The organism is Paenibacillus sp. sgz302148, assembly GCF_056120465.1.
Map to the genome: position 1 here is coordinate 335,160 of NZ_JBVYOJ010000001.1, position 21,089 is coordinate 356,248.

At 49.1% G+C, this 21,089-nt stretch carries 19 protein-coding genes; 4 read left to right on the plus strand and 15 right to left on the minus strand.

Going from position 1 to position 21,089, the window contains the following annotated elements; genetic code table 11:
- Window positions 1-13 precede the first annotated feature (13 nt).
- From AC0LWM_RS01625 to AC0LWM_RS01655, 7 genes are all read right to left on the minus strand, one after another.
- A complete protein-coding gene (locus AC0LWM_RS01625; RefSeq protein ID WP_474673153.1) occupies window positions 14-940 on the minus strand; it encodes an NAD(P)-dependent alcohol dehydrogenase in 927 nt (308 codons plus the stop codon).
- Window positions 941-1,148: 208 nt separating this feature from the next.
- Complete coding sequence (locus tag AC0LWM_RS01630; protein ID WP_474673154.1) at window positions 1,149-3,827, minus strand: winged helix-turn-helix domain-containing protein; 2,679 nt, start codon at window positions 3,825-3,827, stop codon at window positions 1,149-1,151.
- 184 nt (window positions 3,828-4,011) lie between these two features.
- A complete protein-coding gene (locus AC0LWM_RS01635) occupies window positions 4,012-4,632 on the minus strand; it encodes a hypothetical protein (RefSeq protein ID WP_474673155.1) in 621 nt (206 codons plus the stop codon).
- 124 nt (window positions 4,633-4,756) lie between these two features.
- Complete coding sequence (gene tetB(58), locus AC0LWM_RS01640; protein ID WP_474673156.1) at window positions 4,757-5,545, minus strand: tetracycline efflux ABC transporter Tet(58) subunit B; 789 nt, start codon at window positions 5,543-5,545, stop codon at window positions 4,757-4,759.
- Window positions 5,542-6,573: an ATP-binding cassette domain-containing protein gene (locus AC0LWM_RS01645; RefSeq protein ID WP_474673157.1), complete on the minus strand. Its 1,032-nt coding sequence runs from the start codon at window positions 6,571-6,573 to the stop codon at window positions 5,542-5,544. The genes tetB(58) and AC0LWM_RS01645 overlap by 4 nt, the downstream gene beginning before the upstream one ends.
- Window positions 6,574-6,713: 140 nt before the next feature.
- Window positions 6,714-7,136, minus strand: a complete 423-nt coding sequence (locus AC0LWM_RS01650; RefSeq protein ID WP_474673158.1) for a VOC family protein — start codon at window positions 7,134-7,136, stop codon at window positions 6,714-6,716.
- Window positions 7,137-7,196: 60 nt separating this feature from the next.
- Window positions 7,197-8,033: a DUF6597 domain-containing transcriptional factor gene (locus AC0LWM_RS01655; protein WP_474673159.1), complete on the minus strand. Its 837-nt coding sequence runs from the start codon at window positions 8,031-8,033 to the stop codon at window positions 7,197-7,199.
- A gap of 112 nt (window positions 8,034-8,145) precedes the next feature.
- Here AC0LWM_RS01655 and AC0LWM_RS01660 point away from each other — a divergent pair, with 112 nt between their 5' ends.
- Window positions 8,146-9,033 carry a fructose bisphosphate aldolase gene (locus AC0LWM_RS01660; protein WP_474673160.1) on the plus strand — a complete coding sequence of 296 codons (888 nt, stop codon included), beginning with the start codon at window positions 8,146-8,148 and terminating at the stop codon, window positions 9,031-9,033.
- Between the two features lie 72 nt (window positions 9,034-9,105).
- Here AC0LWM_RS01660 and AC0LWM_RS01665 read toward each other — a convergent pair whose 3' ends face one another.
- The 4 genes from AC0LWM_RS01665 to AC0LWM_RS01680 all read right to left on the minus strand — a co-directional run bounded on the left by AC0LWM_RS01665 (window position 9,106) and on the right by AC0LWM_RS01680 (window position 11,968).
- Window positions 9,106-9,750 carry a formylglycine-generating enzyme family protein gene (locus AC0LWM_RS01665; RefSeq protein WP_474673529.1) on the minus strand — a complete coding sequence of 215 codons (645 nt, stop codon included), beginning with the start codon at window positions 9,748-9,750 and terminating at the stop codon, window positions 9,106-9,108.
- Between the two features lie 59 nt (window positions 9,751-9,809).
- Window positions 9,810-10,178, minus strand: coding sequence for a DUF4180 domain-containing protein (locus AC0LWM_RS01670; protein ID WP_474673161.1), 369 nt, complete (start codon window positions 10,176-10,178; stop codon window positions 9,810-9,812).
- Window positions 10,179-10,180: 2 nt separating this feature from the next.
- Entirely contained in the window at window positions 10,181-10,840 is a 660-nt protein-coding gene (locus AC0LWM_RS01675) for a TetR/AcrR family transcriptional regulator (RefSeq protein WP_474673162.1), read from the minus strand.
- Window positions 10,841-10,996: 156 nt separating this feature from the next.
- Window positions 10,997-11,968 (minus strand): NAD(P)-dependent alcohol dehydrogenase, encoded by a 972-nt coding sequence (locus AC0LWM_RS01680; protein WP_474673163.1) that lies wholly within the window; start codon window positions 11,966-11,968, stop codon window positions 10,997-10,999.
- 268 nt (window positions 11,969-12,236) lie between these two features.
- On the opposite strand from AC0LWM_RS01680, the gene AC0LWM_RS01685 reads away from it, so the two are divergent.
- Both AC0LWM_RS01685 and AC0LWM_RS01690 read left to right on the plus strand, forming a co-directional pair.
- Window positions 12,237-12,584, plus strand: coding sequence for a hemerythrin domain-containing protein (locus AC0LWM_RS01685; RefSeq protein WP_474673164.1), 348 nt, complete (start codon window positions 12,237-12,239; stop codon window positions 12,582-12,584).
- A gap of 53 nt (window positions 12,585-12,637) precedes the next feature.
- Window positions 12,638-12,901 (plus strand): hypothetical protein, encoded by a 264-nt coding sequence (locus AC0LWM_RS01690; protein WP_474673165.1) that lies wholly within the window; start codon window positions 12,638-12,640, stop codon window positions 12,899-12,901.
- 113 nt (window positions 12,902-13,014) lie between these two features.
- On the opposite strand, the gene AC0LWM_RS01695 is transcribed toward AC0LWM_RS01690, so the two are convergent.
- From AC0LWM_RS01695 to AC0LWM_RS01705, 3 genes are all read right to left on the minus strand, one after another.
- Entirely contained in the window at window positions 13,015-16,776 is a 3,762-nt protein-coding gene (locus AC0LWM_RS01695; RefSeq protein ID WP_474673166.1) for an S-layer homology domain-containing protein, read from the minus strand.
- A gap of 30 nt (window positions 16,777-16,806) precedes the next feature.
- A complete protein-coding gene (locus AC0LWM_RS01700) occupies window positions 16,807-17,403 on the minus strand; it encodes a TetR/AcrR family transcriptional regulator (protein WP_474673167.1) in 597 nt (198 codons plus the stop codon).
- Between the two features lie 350 nt (window positions 17,404-17,753).
- Window positions 17,754-18,329 (minus strand): TetR/AcrR family transcriptional regulator, encoded by a 576-nt coding sequence (locus AC0LWM_RS01705; protein WP_474673168.1) that lies wholly within the window; start codon window positions 18,327-18,329, stop codon window positions 17,754-17,756.
- A gap of 166 nt (window positions 18,330-18,495) precedes the next feature.
- On the opposite strand from AC0LWM_RS01705, the gene AC0LWM_RS01710 reads away from it, so the two are divergent.
- A complete protein-coding gene (locus tag AC0LWM_RS01710; protein ID WP_474673169.1) occupies window positions 18,496-19,698 on the plus strand; it encodes an MFS transporter in 1,203 nt (400 codons plus the stop codon).
- Between the two features lie 317 nt (window positions 19,699-20,015).
- On the opposite strand, the gene AC0LWM_RS01715 is transcribed toward AC0LWM_RS01710, so the two are convergent.
- Window positions 20,016-20,714, minus strand: a complete 699-nt coding sequence (locus AC0LWM_RS01715; protein WP_474673170.1) for a hypothetical protein — start codon at window positions 20,712-20,714, stop codon at window positions 20,016-20,018.
- Window positions 20,715-21,089: the final 375 nt, after the last annotated feature.

Sequence of the window (21,089 nt, forward strand, 5' to 3'; positions counted from 1 at the left end):
TCGAATGTTATGTTTAGACTTTATGATCGTGTTTCACCGTGATGACAACATTCCCCTTTTTGTGCCCTTTTTCCACATATCGATGAGCTTCAGGAATTTGTTCCAGCGGGTAACGCCGATCGATGACCGATCTGATCTTTCCCGTTTCCATTAGCTCCTTGAGGAAAATTAAATCCTCCGTACGTTCCTTAGCGACCCCCTGCCCATCAACGGTCAGAAATGTCCCGTTCGGCGCCAGCGCTTTTTTGCAAATGGATTTTGAGCTTTTCCCAACCGCATCGAAGATGATATCGTAACGCTCTCCTCTAGTCGTAAAATCTTCTTTCGTATAGTCAATGACCTTATCGGCTCCCAGCGATCTTACCAATTCGATATTTGCGGCACTGCATACCCCCGTCACTTCCGCCCCATAATACTTGGCAAGCTGAACCGCGGCAGTCCCTACCGCTCCGGAAGCTCCATAGATAAGAATTTTTTGCCCTTTCTGGATATTCCCTTTTCTAAAAAAATGCAATGCCGTCGTTCCGCCAAAAGGAACGGCCGCAGCTTCCTCAAAGGTCGCATTCGCCGGTTTTAAAGCGACGACTCCGTCTTCGGGCAGACAGGTGTACTGCGCATAACCGCCAAATCGCATTCCGCTTAATGCATAAACGTGGTCGCCTTTTTTAAATCGCTTTACGTCACTGCCAATGGCCTCGATTTCCCCGGCTAGCTCTACGCCTAGAATAGGCTTTCTTGGTTTGGTTATCCCTAAAAATAATCGCATGGGGAGCCAGTACAAGATCGGACTGTTGAAGCTGCGAACTCGGCAATCCCCTGACGTTACGGTCGTCGCATGAATTTTGACAAGGATTTCGTTCGCCTTGGGAACCGGTTTTTCCACCTCTCCCAGCTTCAGAACTTCCGGTGATCCATAGTTTGTGCATACCATCGCTTTCATGGGTTCCCTCCAAACCTCATTTTGCAATTAGTATATCGGGAGCACGGTATTGTTATATAGATACTAAAGTATTGTTTTCGAAATTAAGAAAAGCTTCTATTCGAAGCACTCTCCACGATGATGACCCTGCGTAAGTTGAAGCTTTTCTTGCCAAATAGAATTTTGGTCCACTGCGTTACCTCCGGAAAACTTATAAATTCTATTGTGGTCACAATAACTCTAACTGGCGAGCCTTGGCTACAGCTTCGGTGCGTCTTTTCACCTGAAGCTTGTCAAAGATGATCCGGTTATGCCCTTTGACCGTAGGGAGCGCGATGAACAGCCGCTCGCTAATTTCCCGATTCGATAGTCCTTGGGCGACGAGGCGGAGAATTTCGAGCTCCCGCCCGCTCAGCGGTTCGATCAAGGACCGGGAAGCCGGGGCATGGCGCTGATCGGAATTGGGGTTCTGTTTCGGGATACTCGCTTCAAATTCGGCCAGCAATTTAGACAGATAGCTCGGCATCATTCCATAAGCAGCCGCTTCGTGTAGTATCCTGCTCATCGGAATGCCTTCGTCGAGAAAGGTACGGACGAAGCCACCGGGCTCGGCCATCGTCAAAGTGTCTCTCAGGTGCTGCATCGCCTTGACCTGTTCGCCATGCGCATGCAAAGCAATCGCTTGCAGGAGCATAATCTTGAGCCGTTCATCCTCCCAGCCCCTTGCCTCCGCTTGAATGCGCAACGGCTCAAGCACTGCAAGCGCAGCGGACGTATCTCCATGCGCAAGGTGCACTCGAGCCTGGCTGACCGGAAGCTCGTGCTTCTGTGCCAGCTGAGCGGCCGCCGTGAAGTTCCCTTGGCGAAGCAGCACAAGCACTTGTGCGGCGGCAATATGGGGCAACTGATTCGCGAAGCTTTGGCGGCGAGCAAGATGACCGGCCTTAGATAACATGGCGGCTGCATCGCTTACCTCTCCCCGCGCAAGCTTCAGCCTCGCGAGAATCACTTCGCCTGCAACGACTCTGTCCGTGTGATCGATCTGATTCGCCAGTTGAACGCTCACATGACCGTGTTGCATAGCGGCTTCCAAGTCATTCCATTCATAGCATATACGGGCTAAACCTTGGTACGCCTCACAAGCAATCGGCAACGGCGGATCGCCTGCCATCTTCAGAACGCCATGATAGGTCTCGGCCGCCATAACAAGCTGGTTGTCCGCTTCCTGTATGTTCCCTAAGCCAAGTGCAGACATGATGGAGATGATAACATGCCCGATCCTCTGGCTGATCGATAAGGCTTCCGTATAAGATTTACCCGCCGCAGTACGATTCCCCTGAAGCTGATAGGCATACCCAAGCGTCCAGGTCGTGGCCGTGCGGACAGGCAGATTGTCCGGGTGCAAATATTCCAATGCGCGACGCGACTCGGCCATAATCGTTTCTGCCTGATGCTTGCTGACGGCAAGCGTAGCGCGCATGGAGGCAATGTGTCCGATAAGATCGCGGGTCTTGACGTCTTCAACGGTAACTGGCAAGGCTCTTTCGGCAGCTTGCAGCTTCAGCTCAACGTCGATCGTTCGGCCCAGCATGAGCAAGGCTGAGGCGTACATCACCCACAGCGACGGCCTTGCATCCAATTCCACGTTCGGCATGGAATCCAGCCAATTCAATACGGGGGTTACCGCTCCGCGAAAAATCAAGGGCATCCCCTCCCCTTCAGCCAGCCGAGCGGCGCGATCGGTATCTTTGGCGGAAGCGGCATGGCGAAAAGCTTCAATTGCAAAGCCATTGTTCTCATACCAGATGCTGGCACGGAGATGTAATTCAGCCACATCGCTCTCATCATCCCCTATATTCGAGGCGACGCTCTGATGCAGCTTTTTTCGCAGCAAATCCGCAAAAAGATGGTGATATCGGTACCAGCGCCGTTCACTGTCCAGCGGAACGACGAATAAATTGGCGTGCTCGAGATATTCCAACGTTTCTTGCCCCGAAGATAGGGGCGCTATGTTTTCCCCGGCTCCCCCGCCAAGAACGGCATCGCAAAGCGTGCCGCATAACCGGTCGAGGATCGATGTGCGCAGCAAGAAATTCCGAGTGCTCGCGGACTGCCGCTCCAGCACTTCCTGGGCCACATAGTCCAGTACATGGGGATGACTGCCGGTGAAAGAATGGACGAAGCTATCTGGATCTTGATGCTGCTGCATGGACAATGCGGCTAATTGCAGTCCGGCAACCCAGCCTTCCGTCCGGGCTTCAAGCAAGGAGATGCTTTCCGTTGAAAGGCTTAGCCCCATCACCCGTTCCAGAAATTCGGCCGCTTCGGAGAAAGTAAAGCGCAAGTCCGAGGCGCGCATCTCGATCAGTTGGTCCCTGACACGCAGCCGAGCCAACGGTAAGCGCGGTTCTTCGCGAGTGGTGACGACCAGATGCATCTGTGGCGGCATGCGCTCGATCAGATAAGCGATGGCATGGTCAATCGGTCTGGCATCTATAACATGGTAATCGTCAAGAACAAGTACGAAATGGTCCGGCATGGCTGTTGTGATTTCACTCAGCAAGGCCGTTATAATCGATTCGGCTCGCGGCGGCTGAGGGGATTGAAGGGCTCCGGACAGACCCTCTCCGATGCTCGCACCCATTGTCTGTAAAGCGGCGCAAAGGTATGTCAGGAAGCATGCGGGATCGTTATCCCCCTCATCCAGCGACAGCCAGGCGACCGGTTGTGAGCAACCGGCGAGCCATTCGCTGACAAGGGTCGTTTTGCCGTAGCCGGCGGAAGCGGAGATGAGGGTCAGCTTGCGCTGCATCCCCTCGTTCAGCCGCTCGACCAGGCGGGGGCGGAGTACGGCTTTGGGCCGGCGCGGGGGAACATATAGTTTTGTAGATAAAATTGGAGTAGACATGATGACCCCCATTCTACGCCTTTAATTTCAGCGTTGTAATACGATTATAACTATGTTCGACAATTTGATTGTAATTCCCTTTCACGTCCTTTTTCAGCATGTCGGGTTGCCAACCCCAAAGCCAACAAGGGGCCTTTCCTTAGACATCGATCATGCTAAGGAAAAGCCCCTTGAATTGTTCGTATCAGTCCATTCCATGTTCTTCCCGGATTCGGTACAACCCTTGAAGAAGCAATTCCGCAGGATCCCGATTCAACAGCAAGTGCATAAATAACAGTTGAAGAGGAAAAGCGCACACATTATTGCCGTCCCGTATCGCCGGAAATCCAGCTTCGAAGACCGGGCCGTGTTCTTCATTCCAATCAAGGCCCGCATGGACTTCCTCCGATGCGAATTCTTCCCGAACTGCCGCTATGCACTGCGGAACCAGCACCTTATCGACGATCGCCTTGGCTTCGTCTTCGTTTGCGGGTGGTTTAGGAAGCGGTTTTCCCCCTTCTACCTCCATCAACTCGACAAAAAATGAAGCCATCCATTCCGCCGGATCTCGATCCGATTGAAACAGTGCGACCAGCTCGCGTAGAAAAAAACCGCATGCATAATCGTGATTCGAATCATCTTTCACTTGATAAACAAATATCGGGCCGTACATTTCATGATGCAATACCTGAGCATCGACTTCGTCAAATTGCTGTTTCAAAGCAACAAGGCCGTTATGGTGAACCGCCTTAACGAGTTCTGCCCATTTCTCGGAATCGGTTGCTTGATTGCTGTTGTCTTCTGCGTTTGTTGTTTCGTTATTCATAATCTGCTTCACCCATTACCCATCATATCATTCTCCGGTTTGAACAGTCTAGTCCACCCCAACCGAGCAGCTACGGATTCCTTCGCCTTATCACCCGCAGCATAACGGTCCGCGGTTCTTCGCCCTAGGTTCGGCGCATATACGCGCGAACCGTGATCGGCGCGAAGATGGCTACAATGACCGCCGCGCCGATGAGGGAGATGACAAGGTCCCAGCCCATCGTTCCGGAGTTGGCGAGATCCCGGACGGCCGTGACGAGGTGCGAGATCGGATTGATGTTGACAAACCATTGGAGCCAGTCGGGCATCGTCTTGACCGGCACGAACGCGTTGGACAGAAACGTCAGCGGAAACAGCACGATCATCGAAATCCCCTGTACGCTTGATGCGGTACGCGCAATGACGCCGAAGAAAGCGAAGATCCAACTGATTGCCCACGAGCAGAAAATGACGAGAACCGCGGCGATGGCGACGTGCTCCAGGCCGCCCTCAGGCCGATACCCCATAATGTATCCCATCGTAAAGGTGAGCACCGTCGCAATCGTATACCGGATCGTGTCCGCGAGCAGAGCTCCCGCGAGCGGCGCGATGCGCGCGATAGGCAGCGATTTGAACCGGTCGAACACGCCTTTATCCATATCTTCGCGCAGCTGGACGCCCGTGACGATTGAAGTCGTTATGACGGTTTGCACGAGGATGCCGGGAATGATGACCGGCAAATAGCTCTGTACGTCGCCGGATATGGCGCCGCCGAAGATGTAAGTAAACATCAACGTAAAGATGATCGGCTGGAACGTGACGTCGAACAATTGCTCGGGCGTCCGCTTTAATTTTAGCAGGCCGCGATAAGCCATCGTGAACGAGTTGCGTACCGATTGGCCGAAGCTCGTGTAGTTTTTCAGCGTGTTGTTCATACTCTAGCCACCTCCGCTTTATTCGATTCGCCGGTCTTCGTTGAAGCGTCCTCCTCGACGCCATGGCCCGTAATGGTTAGAAATACTTCATCGAGCGTCGGTTTCTGCACGCTTACCTCGGACAAATGAATCCCCGCAGCACGTAGTGCGATAAGCAGGTCGGTAACCCGGTCGGCATCGACCATCGGAGCAATAATCTTACCGGCCTCCGACGACACATTAGACTGAACTTTAAGCACTTGTTCAACGACCCGGCGAGCGTCTTCGATGTCCAGCGGATTTCGGACTCTCAACTGCAGCGAAGAGGTACCGACCGACGCTTTCAGTTCATCCACGGTGCCTTCGGCGACGACATGGCCGCGATCGATAACCGCGATCCGGTCGGCCAATTGATCCGCCTCATCGAGATACTGCGTCGTCAGAAGTACGGTTGACCCTGTTTTCACCAACCGGCGGATCGTATCCCACATCTGCGCACGCGTACGCGGATCCAGCCCGGTCGTCGGTTCGTCCAGGAAAATAAGCGGCGGCTGCGTAATGAGGCTTGCGGCCAAATCCAGCCGGCGACGCATGCCGCCGGAGAAATTTTTGAGCGGCCTTTTCGCCGCCTCCGACAACCCGAACTCCTCGAGCAGCTCCTCCGCTTTTTGCCGTGATTCTGCACGTCCAAGCCCGAGCAGCCTGGAGAAGATGATTAAATTCTCGGTCGCGCTAAGCGACTCGTCAACAGATGCGTATTGACCGGTTACTCCGATCAATTGACGGACGATATGCGATTCCTTCAGCACATCGTGTCCGAAAATCCGCGCCGTACCCGCATCCGGCCGAAGCAAGGTCGCGAGCATTCGAATCGTAGTTGTTTTGCCCGCTCCGTTCGGTCCAAGAACGCCGTAGATCGTACCTGCGCGTACGTTCAAATTTACGCCGTCTACGGCACGATTGGCGCCAAAAGCTTTGACAAGTCCGCGCGCTTCAACGGCCCACTCCCCGCGGACAGGGTCCGTTTCCTTTTTGTATGCATGACTCATTATGATTCCTCCCTATATAACGGATTACATAGGAAATCTTAACTTACGTTTATGAACTGAATATGAACTAAGAAATGGAAATCTTCCAGAAACAAAACAAAAACACGCCTCGTTCGGCGTGTTCATGATCTAGAATCGACCTACTCCTCAAGCTCCCATGCCGGATTCCAAACGACCTCCCACAGATGACCGTCCGGATCCAGGAAATGGCCGGAATATCCTCCCCAGAAGGCGTCGTGCGCCGGGTCGGTAATGACGGCCCCTGCCTGACGAGCTTGTTCCATGATCCGATCCACTTCTTCTTTGCTGGCAACGTTGTGGCCGATCGTCATCTCGGTAGAGCTTGGCGATGCTAACGGCACCTTGGCCTCATGCGCGAGATCGTTGCGATTCCAGATGGCAAGCTTCAAACCTGGCTGCAAATCGAAAAACGCGACCGCTCCGTGCTCGAACTCCCTGCCGATAATGCCTTCTGTCGGGAAACCCAATCCGTCCCGGTAGAAGGCGAGCGATCTTTCCAAATCGTCGACTCCCAGCGTAAGTACTGTAATGCGTGGCTGCATCCTTTGTCCTCCTTGAATGATTATTTTTCATGCTTGTTTATAGGATCGCATATTCCCTGTTTAACGCATTGTAAAAAACGGACATTTTGAATTGAAGACTTGATTCGGCGCCAATCCATAATAGCGCTTGAAATTGCGTATCAAGTGCGGTTGATCGTAGTATCCGCATTTGACGGCTATATCCGCGAAAGAGGCTGCGCTATTCGTATTCATCTCCTGCAGGAGACTCTGGAATTGAATGATGCTTATAAGCTCTTTAGGGCCAATGCCCAGCTCCTTCTGAAACGTTCTTCTTACATGTCTTTCGCTGTAACTGAGTTTTTCCGCCATAGCGCGAACGGAAAGATTGCCTTGATTGGCATACATGATCTGCATGCCCGATTGCAGCAGTTGATCGGACTCCGACTCGCCGCGGTGCAACCGCCTTAACAATATCGTTTCAACCCGTTCAATGATTTCCGACACTTCATTGGCGGATTGAACCTCCTCTGTGACGGACATCGCTTCTTTTCCCCATATATCTTCAAGAAACACACGGTACCCGACCATCTCCGAAACGGGATATTGGAAAAACCGGCGGGCTTTATCCACAAAAAAACGGATGCCGATCAGGGAATAACTTTGCGTCAGGTTCATCGTTTCGAATGTAGTCATCAATCCCGTCACAATGGCTCCTTTGGAAAAAGACGGGGCTCTTAAGTCAAAAATAATATCGACGCATCCATCCGGTATGATGCGATGCAATTTGCCGGAATCGGACCAATGAAAATTTACGGTCCAATAACAGGCTACATAAGGCTCCAGCCATTTGCTCGGGGCATACTCGCGGTATCGATATTCGGAATCCCGCGGCTCATTTTGCAATAATGGCGGCTGTACCGGTAGATAAGACCCCATATCATTCCCCTTTCCTTATCCTGTTATATCATGTGTATACCTCCAATTAAAAGTGATATAATAAAAGAATTCAAGATGTCATTCAGTCCACGAAAGGGAAGGGGAAGATTTCATGAATACGAAACAATTGGATCGCATTCGTACGGGAAAGGGCTTCATTGCGGCATTGGACCAAAGCGGCGGCAGTACGCCAAAAGCACTGCTTCAATACGGCATTCAAGAAAACAGCTATTCCACGGAAGAAGAGATGTACGCATTGGTTCACGAGATGAGAACGCGTATTATTAAAAGTCCCGCGTTTGATTCCCGTTACATTCTCGGCGCGATTTTGTTCGAGAACACGATGGATCGTTACATTGACGGGCAATTGACCGCCGATTACTTGTGGGAGCAGAAAGGCATCGTTCCTTTTCTCAAAGTCGATAAAGGACTTGCCGATCTTGATGGCGGAGTTCAGCTCATGAAGCCGATCTCGGGTCTAAACGACCTTCTGAAGCGGGCCGTAGAACGAAACATCTTCGGGACGAAAATGCGCTCGGTTATTAAAGAAGCGAATCCGGCCGGGATCAAAAAAGTCGTCGAGCAGCAGTTTGCCATCGGAAACCAAATCGCGGAGATGGGTCTCGTTCCGATTATCGAGCCGGAAGTGGACATTTACAGCGCGGATAAGGAAACATCGGAAAAGCTATTAAAGGATGAACTATTCACTCAATTGTCGGCCCTCGGCAAAGACGTAAAGGTCATGCTCAAACTATCCATACCGACAGCAGACAATTTCTACAGCGATTTAATGGACGATCCGCACGTTGTTCGGATTGTGGCTTTGTCGGGCGGTTATTCGCAAGCGGAAGCTAACGAAAAGCTCGCGCGTCAGCACGGATTGATCGCCAGCTTCTCGCGTGCCCTCTCGCAAGGACTCACCGCAGACCAATCGGACGATGAGTTCAATGCTATGCTGTCCAAATCCGTTCAAGACATTTATGAAGCCTCCATCACCTAATCGAAAAACTTGATTAACCGAAAAGCCGGCAAAAGCATGTTCGCTTTTGCCGGCTATCTAATTCGAGCCAACTTATAGGGACCTGGCAAGTCGAAAGCCGAGATCATCGATGCGAAACGTAGGGTGACTACGGCGTCGGCACGTCGCACCGCAACCTCTGGCTTCCTCCGCCCAGCTCCCGCCGCGGAACACTCTGTAGGAGCCGTACACTTTTGCATCGTATACATCCCAACACCACTCCCATACATTGCCTATCATATCGTAGATCCCCCACGCATTCGGCAGCTTTTGGCCTACCTCATGCACCATGTCCGCAGAGTTTTCATAATACCAAGCGATCTCATCAAGCTCGCCGTACCGGTAGCCCTCCGTTCCCGCTTTACAGGCATACTGCCATTCCGCTTCCGTGGGAAGACGATAGCCATCCGCCTCCCTGTCCCAGATGACATGCTCGCCGTCATCGCTTACTGTGTAACACTCCTTTAGGCCCGAATGCCGGGAAAGCAAATTACAAAATGAGATTGCATCGTTCCATGAGACATTGACAACCGGAGCATAAGGATGGTCATTAGGTTCAACTGTCTTTTGCAGTATCGAGAAATATAACTCATTCGTAACTGGGACCGGCGCAAGCATAAAAGAATCTACTCGGGTCGTCCATGCTGTCTTTATTCGATCGTCCCTCAATCCAACTTCACCGGCAGAAATTTTTGCCATGGGATAATCAGCGTGACTGCGCCATAGGTTTGACACCGATCTTCCTCCCGTTTCACCTTCTATTTCAGCATGCTTAGCTTTTCAATCGCTTGTTGCTCGGTCGGCAAGAAGAAGATATCGTTACCCTTGTTGCATTCATAGATGAAATCTTGAAGGCTTTTGCTTGAATACCCGGAAAAATCCCCAATAAACGCAATCTTTGTGCGATAGTTGATGAACTTCTGAAGGACTTCGCCTGCAAGGCGTGTTTTCAAATCGAAAAAGCTTTCGCTGACTAAAGATTTGTCTAGAATAAAGCGATCGCAGCCTGTTTCATATTGTACGGTTGCCATAAGATCCAATGCGGTCTGAACATCCTTGATTAGAATCTCGCTGCCGCTCACGACGGCGACATTTCTTCCATTCGCCTCTACCTTCGTTATATTCATAATTACCCTCCTAGTTTGGTAAGTCTTCTAACATAATCCTCGCAAATGTATCGGTTATCTTCACCTTGGGTTGGCGGTACGTTCGCTACGCGAAAGAAGCTTAATCCTACGACCATCGCCAGCAGCCCATATGCGGCGCTTTGGGGATCTTCTACAGACATATTTCCTGTCTTGTTGCCGTAATTAAAAATCTTGGCTATGCCTTGAAGATCGGCCAAGTAGCTCTTGGACACGACTTCCTGCAAATTGCGATCCAATACGGCTTTGGAGAAAAATTGCAAAAAAAGCTTTCCTTGATCTTCGAACGGGATAAACATCTCATCGATGCCAGCAAGCTGCGATACATTGATCTTCTTCCCAGTATCATCACGGTATGGCGACAGTATATGCTTCAACGTAACGTCGATCATTTCCCCGGCCGTCATTGTATTTTCAATTTCCGATTCGATCTTTAGACCGTAATAGGCCAAAAACGACTTGAAAGCTTCGATCGTCAAGTTATCCTTATTCTTAAAATAATAAGCGACAACCCCTTTGGAGCAATCCGCATGCTCAGCGACCTTATCCAGAGTCATGCCGTCAATCCCGTACAGGCTAATGCACGTTAACGTGGCGTTAATGACATCCGCGCGGCGCTTCGGTTCCATTCCTACTTTGGGCATTCATTCACCTTGTTCGAGTTTTATTTATACTGAATGGTCAGAATAAAATAAAGTGTATCTCATGATTTACCATTTTGTCAAACGTAAATAATCATTGAAATAAAAAAAAACAACCCTTAACAGGCTGCGTGAAATGGTTGTTTGAATTTCCCATGATTATTCGGGCTGCACAAATACAACCACATTCCCTTTCTTATGGCCGCTTTCAACATAGCTGTGGGCCTCGGATATCCGTTCCAACGGATAGCGTCGATCAATGACCGATTTTAATTTCCCCGCCTCGATCAGTTCTTTGAGGAACGTTAAATCTTCGGGCTTATCGATGCTCGCCGTGCCGCCTATCACTTTCTTCCCGCTTGTCATAGAGGTCCATAACCCGCGGATGATCGGTGACAGCTCCATATGGATAGCTCTAAGATAATATCCTTTTGGCTCTAGTGACTTTAAACAACCTGAAAACGGACTTTTGCCTACCGTGTCGAAAATCATATCATAGGTTTCACCGCTTCGGGTAAAGTCCTCTTGCGTATAATCGATGACCTTATCGGCTCCAAGTGATCTCACCAGTTCCAGATTCGCAGTACTACATACCCCGGTCACTTCCGCCCCGAAATATTTGGCAAGCTGTACCGCAAAAGTGCCTACGCTCCCGGAAGCGCCGTAGATAAGCACTTTTTGCCCGCTCCGGATTTTTCCTTTTCGCAGAAAATGCAAAGCTGTCATTCCTCCGATCGGAACGGCTGCGGCATCCTCATAGGTCGCATTGGCCGGTTTTATCGCCACTCCCCCGTCTTCAGGCAGACATTTGTACTCGGCATATCCGCCATAACCGATACCGCAAGAAGCAAAAACTTGGTCGCCTTTCCGAAATCGCGTCACATGTTTGCCTGCCGCTTCGACTTCCCCGGCTAGCTCAAATCCGAGAATCGTTACTTTTTTGGGCCGAAAGAGACCGTTGAACAATCTTGCGGCAAACGGGTCGGCTTTGCGAAGGCGCCAATCCCCTGCCGTTACTGTCGTCGCGTACACTTTTACCAGTATTTCATTGTCTTTCGGAGCAGGTTTATCTACTTCCTTGAGCTGAAGCACGTCCGGCGATCCGTATGTTACGTACACGATTGCTTTCATGAAGCTTCCTCCTCCATTGTTCGTGATTAACTGAATGTAACCATTGAATCAAAAGTACAAAATATATAATTGTATAAAATTGTTTGCTTTAAGTATAATATTTCATACTTATTGTAAATTGAACTGTTCATTATGTCAAATATATTTTACATTGTTACAAATAAAAAAAGCGTTTCCCCTCTTTTATGAAAATACGTAATCCAACCGATACCGCGATTCCAGCTATATTTTTACAATTGGAGTGACATTACAGAAGGAGGATCAATTCATGAATACACGCTTTCATTTGTTTACGCTGATTCACAAGGGACTTCGGCATGCGCTCCAAAACATGGTCTGGGACGCAGGAAAGTTGGATTTTACCGATCCAAGAAAAAGGCGACATTATTTTGAAGAATTCCAAAATGTCGCGGCCATGCTGCACCAGCATGCAAACGATGAGGATGCTTTTATTCAGCCGCTCATTGATCAATGTGCACCGGACACAGGGCTCGAATTGGAAATTCAACATCAACGGTCCGACGAGCTTTTAAATCGCCTTGAATTAGCAGTAGAGAAGATGAAGGATGCCGATTCGATTGCAGAGGCAACCTGGCAGTCTTCCTTGACCAATTAAATCATTTTGTCGGCGATTATTATTTGCATCTTTACCATGAAGAGTCCATTGCGATGCCTTTATTGTGGGAGGCTCATGAAGATCATGATCTTATCGCGGTGAGCATAAAACTGCGCAATCAAATTCCAACGCATATCCAGAGCAACTTCCAACGGTACATGATCCCGGCCCTAAATGTTCACGAGCAAACGATGATGCTGGCAAATGTAAAGCGTTCCGTCCCGGAACCTGTGTTCCACGATATGTGCCGTCTTTTTGAATCGCTCCTGCAGCCGAAAGAATGGGAAGATGTTCGCACAAGGCTTGCTATCGGCTAAAAGTAAATTGCCATATTAAACAAAAAACACGCCTTTTTTCGGCGTGTTTCACGACGAAAAAAATCCCGCCGAGTGGATATCCAACACTCTAGCGGGATTTGTTACAGATATGTTTAATCTATCATGCCAAGCTTCTGCAGTGTACGGATGAATACGGTCGCCGCCTCAGCGCGCGTTGTTGTCCCCTTCGGAGTAAACGTATCCTCGTCTACGCCTGTCATAATCTGAAGCTTCACCATCAGACGAACGTCCTCCAAATAGGCCGCGTCCACGCTTTCAATATCCTTGTAACCGCTTAGTGCTACAAACTCCTTCGTCATTGGCAGCTTCTCGAAGACAATCGCTGCCGCCAGCATACTCGCCATTTCCTCACGCGTCAGAGGCTGTTCAGGCAAAAAGCCTTTTCCTTTGACAAAGTCGAGCAGGCCAAGCTCTTTCGCTTCGGCTACCTCTTCGAAATACCATGCGCCAGGCTTTATGTCGTCGTATGGCGTCGTGCTGCCTGCAGTATTCCCGCGTCCGAGCGCCCGTACGAGCATGGCGGTAAATTCCGCTCTCGTCATGGTTTTATTCGGATCGAACTTGCCGTCTGCCCCCTCGACTAATCCCTTCGCCGCGGCAAGCTCAATGAACGGCTTGCCCCAATGCTTCTGCACATCGGCAAAGCTCACCTCATTGTCTGCGACGACATATACGCTGTTTGAATAGGAGCTGATCATTACATACCACACGCCGTCGATCTTTACTTTTTTGGCGGGGACAAACTCAAACTTCTTCGTCGATTCGTTATATCGGAACGCGCCCCATTGCGTCGGCATTTCGGTCATGCTCTTCAGCATCGGAATGATTCTTGTAATCGCCTTGCTGAACTTATCCGCATTGCCTAATACCTTGCCTGTCTTCGTGTTGATGATCTCGATCCCGAAATCCACGATCGCGCCCATTACCGAACCGTTCGGCAAGCCGTTTGCAAACGCCGCATAGATTGCTTTATCCCCGGACTTGTCGATCAGGTTAATTTTGAAACCGATGTCCTCAGCCTTGAGATTGTTTGCGTCAAGCAATTCCTTCAGCCCCGGGATGAGGGAAGCCAGATTGACCGGTACTTGATAGCTGCCGTAAGGCGCCTTGATCTCGATGAAGAATGTGCCGTTTTTGCCCTCGAGTCGAGTTAAAATGCTTGCCGGAATCGTGACATAGGCTGAGCCGTCCTTATGCGTCACTTCAAGCGTGACCGACGGTTTCAAGGTATCGATAGCATCCGGGTCAAGCTCGATCCCGTTTAGGTCGATGACCGGTTTGGCAGGCGTTGGTGTTGATGGCGGTGCTGGCGTTGGTGTTGGGCCATTGCCGCTGCTTACGACAGGCTCGCCGCTGACTGTTACTGTTGCTGTCTTGCCTGCAACCTCCACACCATTAAGGTACACCTTTAAAATATGATTTTTAACGCTTGTGGTTGTATTCTTCGGAATCGTGACGGTTGCAGCCGCACTTGTGGCACTGCCGACGTTGGCTGTGGCGGCTTCCGCTCCGTCTACAAATACTTTTATAGATTGCCCGGTAAGATTTGCACCTGTTATCGTGGCTGTCACGTTGCCCGCGGCGCTTGAAAGGCTTGTTGGATGAACGGAAATACCGGAAACAACAGGGACTGCTACGGTAAAGATTGAACTTGCTTCGTCTAGCGTGTTATTAATGGCGTTTTTCACCTTATTTCCAGCAACTATTACCTTATAGACGCCATCGTCCAGAGTGCCGTTAAAAGTTAAGGTAAACCTTCGGGATGCCTCATCATAGCTCAGTGTGTAATCCGATAATGATACGCCATCCTTCTCCATGCTTAGGAGTGAAGTCGCATTGGAAGAAGTTATCGGAGTGCCGTCTGCCACCCAATATACCGCTTCGTTGACTGTAACGGTAACCGAGGTTGGCGGAGCGATGAACGTCTGATTGTCTGCAAATCCGCCGAATGTAACGGTAGGCTTGGTCGCGTCGTACATGACGCTAAAGGTGTCGGACACCGTATTGCCGTTTCCGGCTTCATCGAAAGCTGCGTTCGCCGCAACTTTTACCGTCACAGCCTGACTGCTCTTAATCGGGGAGATCGTGGCAGTATAAGTCGATGCAGTGACAGGTACCAAGTTTGAAACCTCACCGTTATCGACGGTAATGCCGCTTCCATCAAAGCCGGTTACAGCTTCATTGAAAACTATGGTAATCGGGAAAGCAGCGTTTACCGTACTTGCTGGAAAGCTTGACAGAGTAACGGTTGGCGACTTGTTGTCGATCGTAATGCTCTCGGCCGTCGAAATATTTCCCGCCTCATCTACGGCGTAAAGTTTATAGGCGCCATCCGCAAGTCCGGTGACCGGCACAGTTAAAGAAGCAACTGGTGCCGAAACGATAATTTTTTTACCGGTTGAACCGATCGTGTTTTCAAAAGCGGCAACACTCGGGTTCGTCGCGGCGGGCACCAAATAAATCGGCCCCTTTTCGGTGGTTGTTACGGAAATGGCAGTTGTATTGGTAACGGACGGGGAAACGTGCGAAAGATTCGGCGCATCGTCATCGCTGCTCGTAAGATTCACTATAAAATGTAATGGCTGTGACGTTTCATTGGAGTTCACCGGATTATTCTTTTGCAGCCAAACATAAGCGGTCAACTGTTCGTTTGAAGCAAAGGGGCTACCGTCAATTTTGTTGCTCGGAATGGTTATTACCATGTCTCTGCCTGAGACAGAGGCGTTATTGTTGGCTACGCCGTATGCGACAATTTTTCGATTCGAATCGACGAGCTTGTAGTTGATCGTATAGCTGCCGTTCAGGCCGCCAGTTGCAGAGGTTGTGCCGGATAATAGAAAACTGCCGTCAGCCTTGGCAGAAATCTCGGTGGAGCTTGACATGGAGGCGTTCGTAATGGAATTTATGAGGTTTGTCAGCTTGTACGGATTCGAACTGCTGCTTCCGCCCAATACCGTTAGTTTATAATGTTTCGAACCTCCTGTGCCTGCGATATAGTTCGAATCCGCCGTCATGGTGCCCATTCCGTCGCCCGCATCCGTCACAATTTGCGATGCAAAAACGACCGAGGTAGGGTCAAGTTTAAAAGCGGGTCGAACACCGCTCAAACCGTCAGCGTACCCAGCTTTAAGTTCACCGAGTTCATTGACATATGCTGTAGCTTCCGTATTGAAAGGAGAACGCAAATGATAAGAAAATGGAGTGCCGCCGATAAAAGTTCCGCTTTTGTTGCCAAGCTGTTTGTTAGGTGCATAATTGGACGACCAACTAACTTTATCACCACCAAAATCATCTGTTGCTAATATGTACATATAGTCGCTGGTATAGGATGGATTATTTGAAACGATGTCTTTCGTTTGCAAATTAATGGTCTGAACGGTATAGGTTCGTTCACCGGCATTAAACTGATTCGACAGAAAAGTCTCGTTCAGCCAGATACGCACAGGGGAATCTGCCCATGCGCTGTTCAATGCCGGATTAAATGCCATCCTATTTAAGATATAGTTTGAGAACAATACCAATTGGTCGGGGTTATTGGTTGACAAGGGGGCACCTGTATTGTCATATTTCGCCGGCTCTTCTCCCATGACATTCCATAGAATGGGACTGTTTTGTTGAGCAGAGCCCTTGAAGTCTTTTGGCATCCCCATATATCCATAATAAATATAGCTGCTCGGCGCAAGCAGCCCTGTTGCCTTAAAATCCACGCCGTCATTGGCGCTTCCCGCTGCGGGCGCATCGATTGCCGCTTCCGACTTCTTGGGTCCGAGTCCCGGGAAAACCCCCAATACGAGTGTTAGTGCAAGCAGTACCGTTGTCAGTCTTCTAAACCGCAGCTTCGTCATTTTCCTCATTTTCTTTTCCCCTCTTTATAGTTATGTCGATTAAGACATCAGCTTAACAAGCCCTTGGATAAGCACCTTCGTATCCGTCTCTCCGAATAAAACGGAAAAGATCGTAAACCCTTCATTGAAAGAAATCACTTGCTTCGCGATCAGTACGGGATCTTTGTTCTTATCAATCCATCCTTTCTCCTGCAATACAATAATCAATTGCTCGATACCCGAAACCCATTCCCGATACTTCTGCCTAAGCATGCTCTGGATTTCAGCATCGTATTTCGTTTGTTGATGGAAATCGGCCAGCACGATGATCCAATTATCGACCCCATGCAGCATTTGGCCCAGCCGCGTAAGCGTGATCGTAATGACTTCATCAAGCGTTGTATCTGCTGGGTCATACTCCTTCGGTATGTCCGTCCAGCCGCTCGTTATTTGGATTTGGTAATCCAGCACTTTCAAGAATAATTCTTCTTTACTCTTGAAATGAACATAAAATGCCCCTTTCGTATGGCCGGTCTGTTCCACGATGTCTCCCAGCGTCGTCGACGCGAAACCTTTTTTGGAGAAACACTTCATACCGGCTTCGAGGAGCAGTTGATAAGTCGCTTCTCTTTTTAATTGAAATTTATTCTTCTTCAAACCGCTCTCTCCTACTAGGATGTGAGTCATTCAGACTCTCTTAAATTAATTACATTCCGTACAGTATGTATTTTAATGGCGAAAAATGTCATTCGTCAAGAAAAAAATAGAAAAAAACAGTAGGGCTTTTGCAGTAGATACAAAAGCGTACACGTCCGAAATCATATACATCGAAGAATTCTTTTACTCTCTGCACGCGGATGATCCAGTAGCAATCCTTCTCCCCAAGGCGCGGAAACCTTTAATGTCGAACTGATTCTACCAAACAAAAAACACGCCATATTCGGCGTGTTTTTGTTTGGTGGAGCCAAGGGGGATATTGAATCCTTCATTTAACTTGCTGACGAAGCTCAAATCGAACGCATACCTTCAAAGGCAAGGGTTACCAACTGTCTTATATAGTTATCGTCAATCAAATCACCCGTAACTAACAAGCGGTAGAAAATCGGCCCGTAAATGAGATCCGTGCATAATGCGGTATCTAGATTCTTCAACTCTCCACGCTGAAGCCCCCTATCCAAAATACCACGAACCTCCAGCCGGCGAGGCTGTATATAGCGGGTCCGATATGCCTCCGCCAATGCAGAATCATCCTGCCCTTCGCCTATGATCTCCAGAAAAATCGAGCCCTCGCGGGTTATCATAAACCGAGCCAAATTCGTGGCATGCTCCAGAATATCCTGGAATACCGATCCTGTATCCGGCACAGGCAGTCTTGCAGCCGCGGCGGATAAATAACCGTCCATCACCACTGCAGCCTTATTAGGCCACCATTTATAGATCGTAGCTTTGCTGACCTTGGCACGATCAGCGATTTTTTCTACCGTAACCGCCCCAAAACCATTTTCCAACAATAAATCATAGGAAGCGGAAAGGATGGAGTTTTGCGTTTCCACGTTGCGCGGACGCCCTCTTTTCCCCTGCACTTGAATCCTCCTCCTTTGTTATCGTCTCATGCGCTAAAAACTATACGTTTAGTATACAAAAGACAAGGAATAAATAAAAGCCTATTTACAAAACCATACGTACAGTATATTATTGGGTTAAATTATTTATAAAACTAAACGTTCAGTATTTAAGAGGAGGATCATTATGCAAAATGAACAAGTTCATCAAGACAGCCGTATTTCTAGTTGGATGATATTTCTGTTGGCAGCCGCGTGCGGTCTTATCGCTGCCAATCTTTATTACGCTCAAACTCTGGTAGGCCCTATCAGCGATGCAACCGGCCTGACTTCTACGGCAGCAGGATTAATTGTTACATTGACCCAAATCGGTTATGTAGTCGGGCTGCTGTTCATCGTACCGCTAAGCGACATCATCGAAAATCGGCGGCTTACGGTTATCATGCTTATGGTTGCCGTTGGCGCACTGCTAACTGCCGCGTTCGCGCCCAATGCGCCGTTGTTTTTGATCGCGTCTCTTTTTATTGGAATTGGATCTGTAGTAGCCCAAATTTTGGTACCCTTCGCCGCCAATTTAGCGTCTGACGAACAGCGCGGCCGCGTGGTCGGTAATGTGATGAGCGGTCTCTTATTAGGAATTATGTTTGCCCGGCCGTTGGCAAGCTTTATAACCAGTCTCTGGGGCTGGAGAGCCATATTTGTTTTATCAGCCATTGTGATCTCTCTACTGACTGCTCTGTTGGCGTATGCTCTTCCGGAGCGCAAGCCGATTCCTACGGTACGCTACAAAAAGCTAATTCTCTCTCTAGGCACTATATTACGACAAACGCCTGCATTACGACGTCGCGCCTTGTATCAAGCTTGTTTATTTGGAGCCTTCAGCCTATTTTGGACTGTCGTCCCTTTACATTTGGCAGATGATTTCGGAATGTCCCAGCGAGGCATTGCATGGTTTGCGCTAGTTGGCGTGGGTGGCGCAATTGCTGCGCCAATTGCCGGAAGATTGGCGGACAAAGGCTGGAGCAAATTGTTAACGGGGTTAGCCATGATCGTAGCTGTCTTGTCATTTTTGCTCATCTATCTGTTCCAAAGCCATTCAACCCTTGCTCTCATTCTACTCTTTGTATCCGCAATTACACTCGACATGGCCGTGTCGGGAAACCTTGTTATTAGTCAACGTGCGATTTATTCGTTAGGAAGTGAAGCAAGAGGACGCCTAAACGGACTATTCATGTCCATTTTCTTTATAGGCGGAGCTATCGGCTCGTCTTTGGGCGGCTGGTCTTATACCCAGGGGGGTTGGAAGCTGGCATCTCTCCTTGGAACCATCTTGCCGCTCTTCGCTTTGGTTTACTTTTTCACCGAGAAAAAAACAACCAGGATAGATTGAACGCAAGGCGAACCCCGGGGTATCGAAAATCTCATTAAAGGTTACGGGGAAGTCACTTCAGAGATGTATTGCTAGTGGTTAAATTTCGATGCCGTGCTCCTTCGCTAACGCTTGTGCGCGGACCGCCCCCTAAGCGGCTACCACCAAACACAAAAAACACGCCTGACTTGGCGTGTTTTTTGTTTGATGGAGCCAAGGGGATGTTGAATCCTTTATTTCACCTTCTGACAATGCATACTTGACGAGGGCAAACTTAGTTGTAGAATTCAACGCCGCATGAAATGATTGTAAATTGATTTACCCAGACCGATCAGATCTTAGATGCCGAAACACTCATTGCAAATCGGGGCTTTGGATCGATCCCAAGTATTCGTAATGATAGATCTTCCCTGTTGTTCCGGCTGGTACCGGTCGAAGCCTATCTTTCTGAACAAGCATGCGGCAATATTTAATGACAGTTTGTTTATGAAGCTCCAGCTCCCTTGCCGCTTCCGTGGGACGAATGATTCGATTGTGACGGATGGCGAAACGCATAAGTTGTCGTTCAATTTTGCAAAAGGGACGCGAAACCAGTGCGTTTTGCTTTGTTGCTGAAGCAAATATGGGGCCAACATATTCCGGAGTATGACTTCAATGAATGACGGGTTTTCTTTCATCTCGTCGAATGAGATCGCAATGACTTGATATTGTTGGGATTGCAGAAACAACCCGCGGTTCAAATCCAACCGATACTTCGAGCGGTCTTTGCCATGTGATCCGTAATCCATAATTTCAAACGCAAAGCGGTTTCCTCCCACATTCCACATAAAGTCTACAAAATAAGATCGCCCCCGCCAATCCATCACCTCGTACTCCGGATGCAGCCCGATAAAATGTCCCATGAGCGACCACCAAATTTTCTCGACAAACATTCGATTCCCATAACCGTGTCCCCGCATCAGTGCGTCCTTCCGCTCTCCATGACGCCTGCTTAAATGCCATTTAATCCACTTCGCATGTTCGAATTCAAAGCTCAATCTCTTCGCCTCCTGGAATGGAATAAAAAAACGCCCCGATTAATCCTGCACGGTACAGGATCATCGGGGCGTGCTTCGCCACTTTGAGTGAAATATCGTATAAAACTCAACCGTTATCGGTCCAACCAAACCTTTTCAAACGATTCTTCGTACAAAATCCATGATTTCGTCGCCACCCGACCGCATTTTGTGCGATAAATCGTACTTAATGGCTCTAACCACATCAAACCAGGGTCACTTGTACGATTTATCGTACATAATGACTCTAACCACACCAAAACCAGGGTCACTTGTACGATTTATCGTACATAATGGCTCTAACCACATCAAAATCAGGGTCACTTGTAAGATTTATCGTACATAATGGCTCTAATC

Coding starts and splice junctions, on each gene's coding strand:
- AC0LWM_RS01625 (WP_474673153.1), bottom strand. CDS start 940: ATGAAAGCGATGGTATGCACAAACTATGGATCACCGGAAGTTCTGAAG.
- AC0LWM_RS01630 (WP_474673154.1), bottom strand. CDS start 3,827: ATGTCTACTCCAATTTTATCTACAAAACTATATGTTCCCCCGCGCCGG.
- AC0LWM_RS01635 (WP_474673155.1), bottom strand. CDS start 4,632: ATGAATAACGAAACAACAAACGCAGAAGACAACAGCAATCAAGCAACC.
- AC0LWM_RS01645 (WP_474673157.1), bottom strand. CDS start 6,573: ATGAGTCATGCATACAAAAAGGAAACGGACCCTGTCCGCGGGGAGTGG.
- AC0LWM_RS01650 (WP_474673158.1), bottom strand. CDS start 7,136: ATGCAGCCACGCATTACAGTACTTACGCTGGGAGTCGACGATTTGGAA.
- AC0LWM_RS01655 (WP_474673159.1), bottom strand. CDS start 8,033: ATGGGGTCTTATCTACCGGTACAGCCGCCATTATTGCAAAATGAGCCG.
- AC0LWM_RS01660 (WP_474673160.1), top strand. CDS start 8,146: ATGAATACGAAACAATTGGATCGCATTCGTACGGGAAAGGGCTTCATT.
- AC0LWM_RS01665 (WP_474673529.1), bottom strand. CDS start 9,750: ATGGCAAAAATTTCTGCCGGTGAAGTTGGATTGAGGGACGATCGAATA.
- AC0LWM_RS01670 (WP_474673161.1), bottom strand. CDS start 10,178: ATGAATATAACGAAGGTAGAGGCGAATGGAAGAAATGTCGCCGTCGTG.
- AC0LWM_RS01675 (WP_474673162.1), bottom strand. CDS start 10,840: ATGCCCAAAGTAGGAATGGAACCGAAGCGCCGCGCGGATGTCATTAAC.
- AC0LWM_RS01680 (WP_474673163.1), bottom strand. CDS start 11,968: ATGAAAGCAATCGTGTACGTAACATACGGATCGCCGGACGTGCTTCAG.
- AC0LWM_RS01685 (WP_474673164.1), top strand. CDS start 12,237: ATGAATACACGCTTTCATTTGTTTACGCTGATTCACAAGGGACTTCGG.
- AC0LWM_RS01690 (WP_474673165.1), top strand. CDS start 12,638: ATGCCTTTATTGTGGGAGGCTCATGAAGATCATGATCTTATCGCGGTG.
- AC0LWM_RS01695 (WP_474673166.1), bottom strand. CDS start 16,776: ATGAGGAAAATGACGAAGCTGCGGTTTAGAAGACTGACAACGGTACTG.
- AC0LWM_RS01710 (WP_474673169.1), top strand. CDS start 18,496: ATGCAAAATGAACAAGTTCATCAAGACAGCCGTATTTCTAGTTGGATG.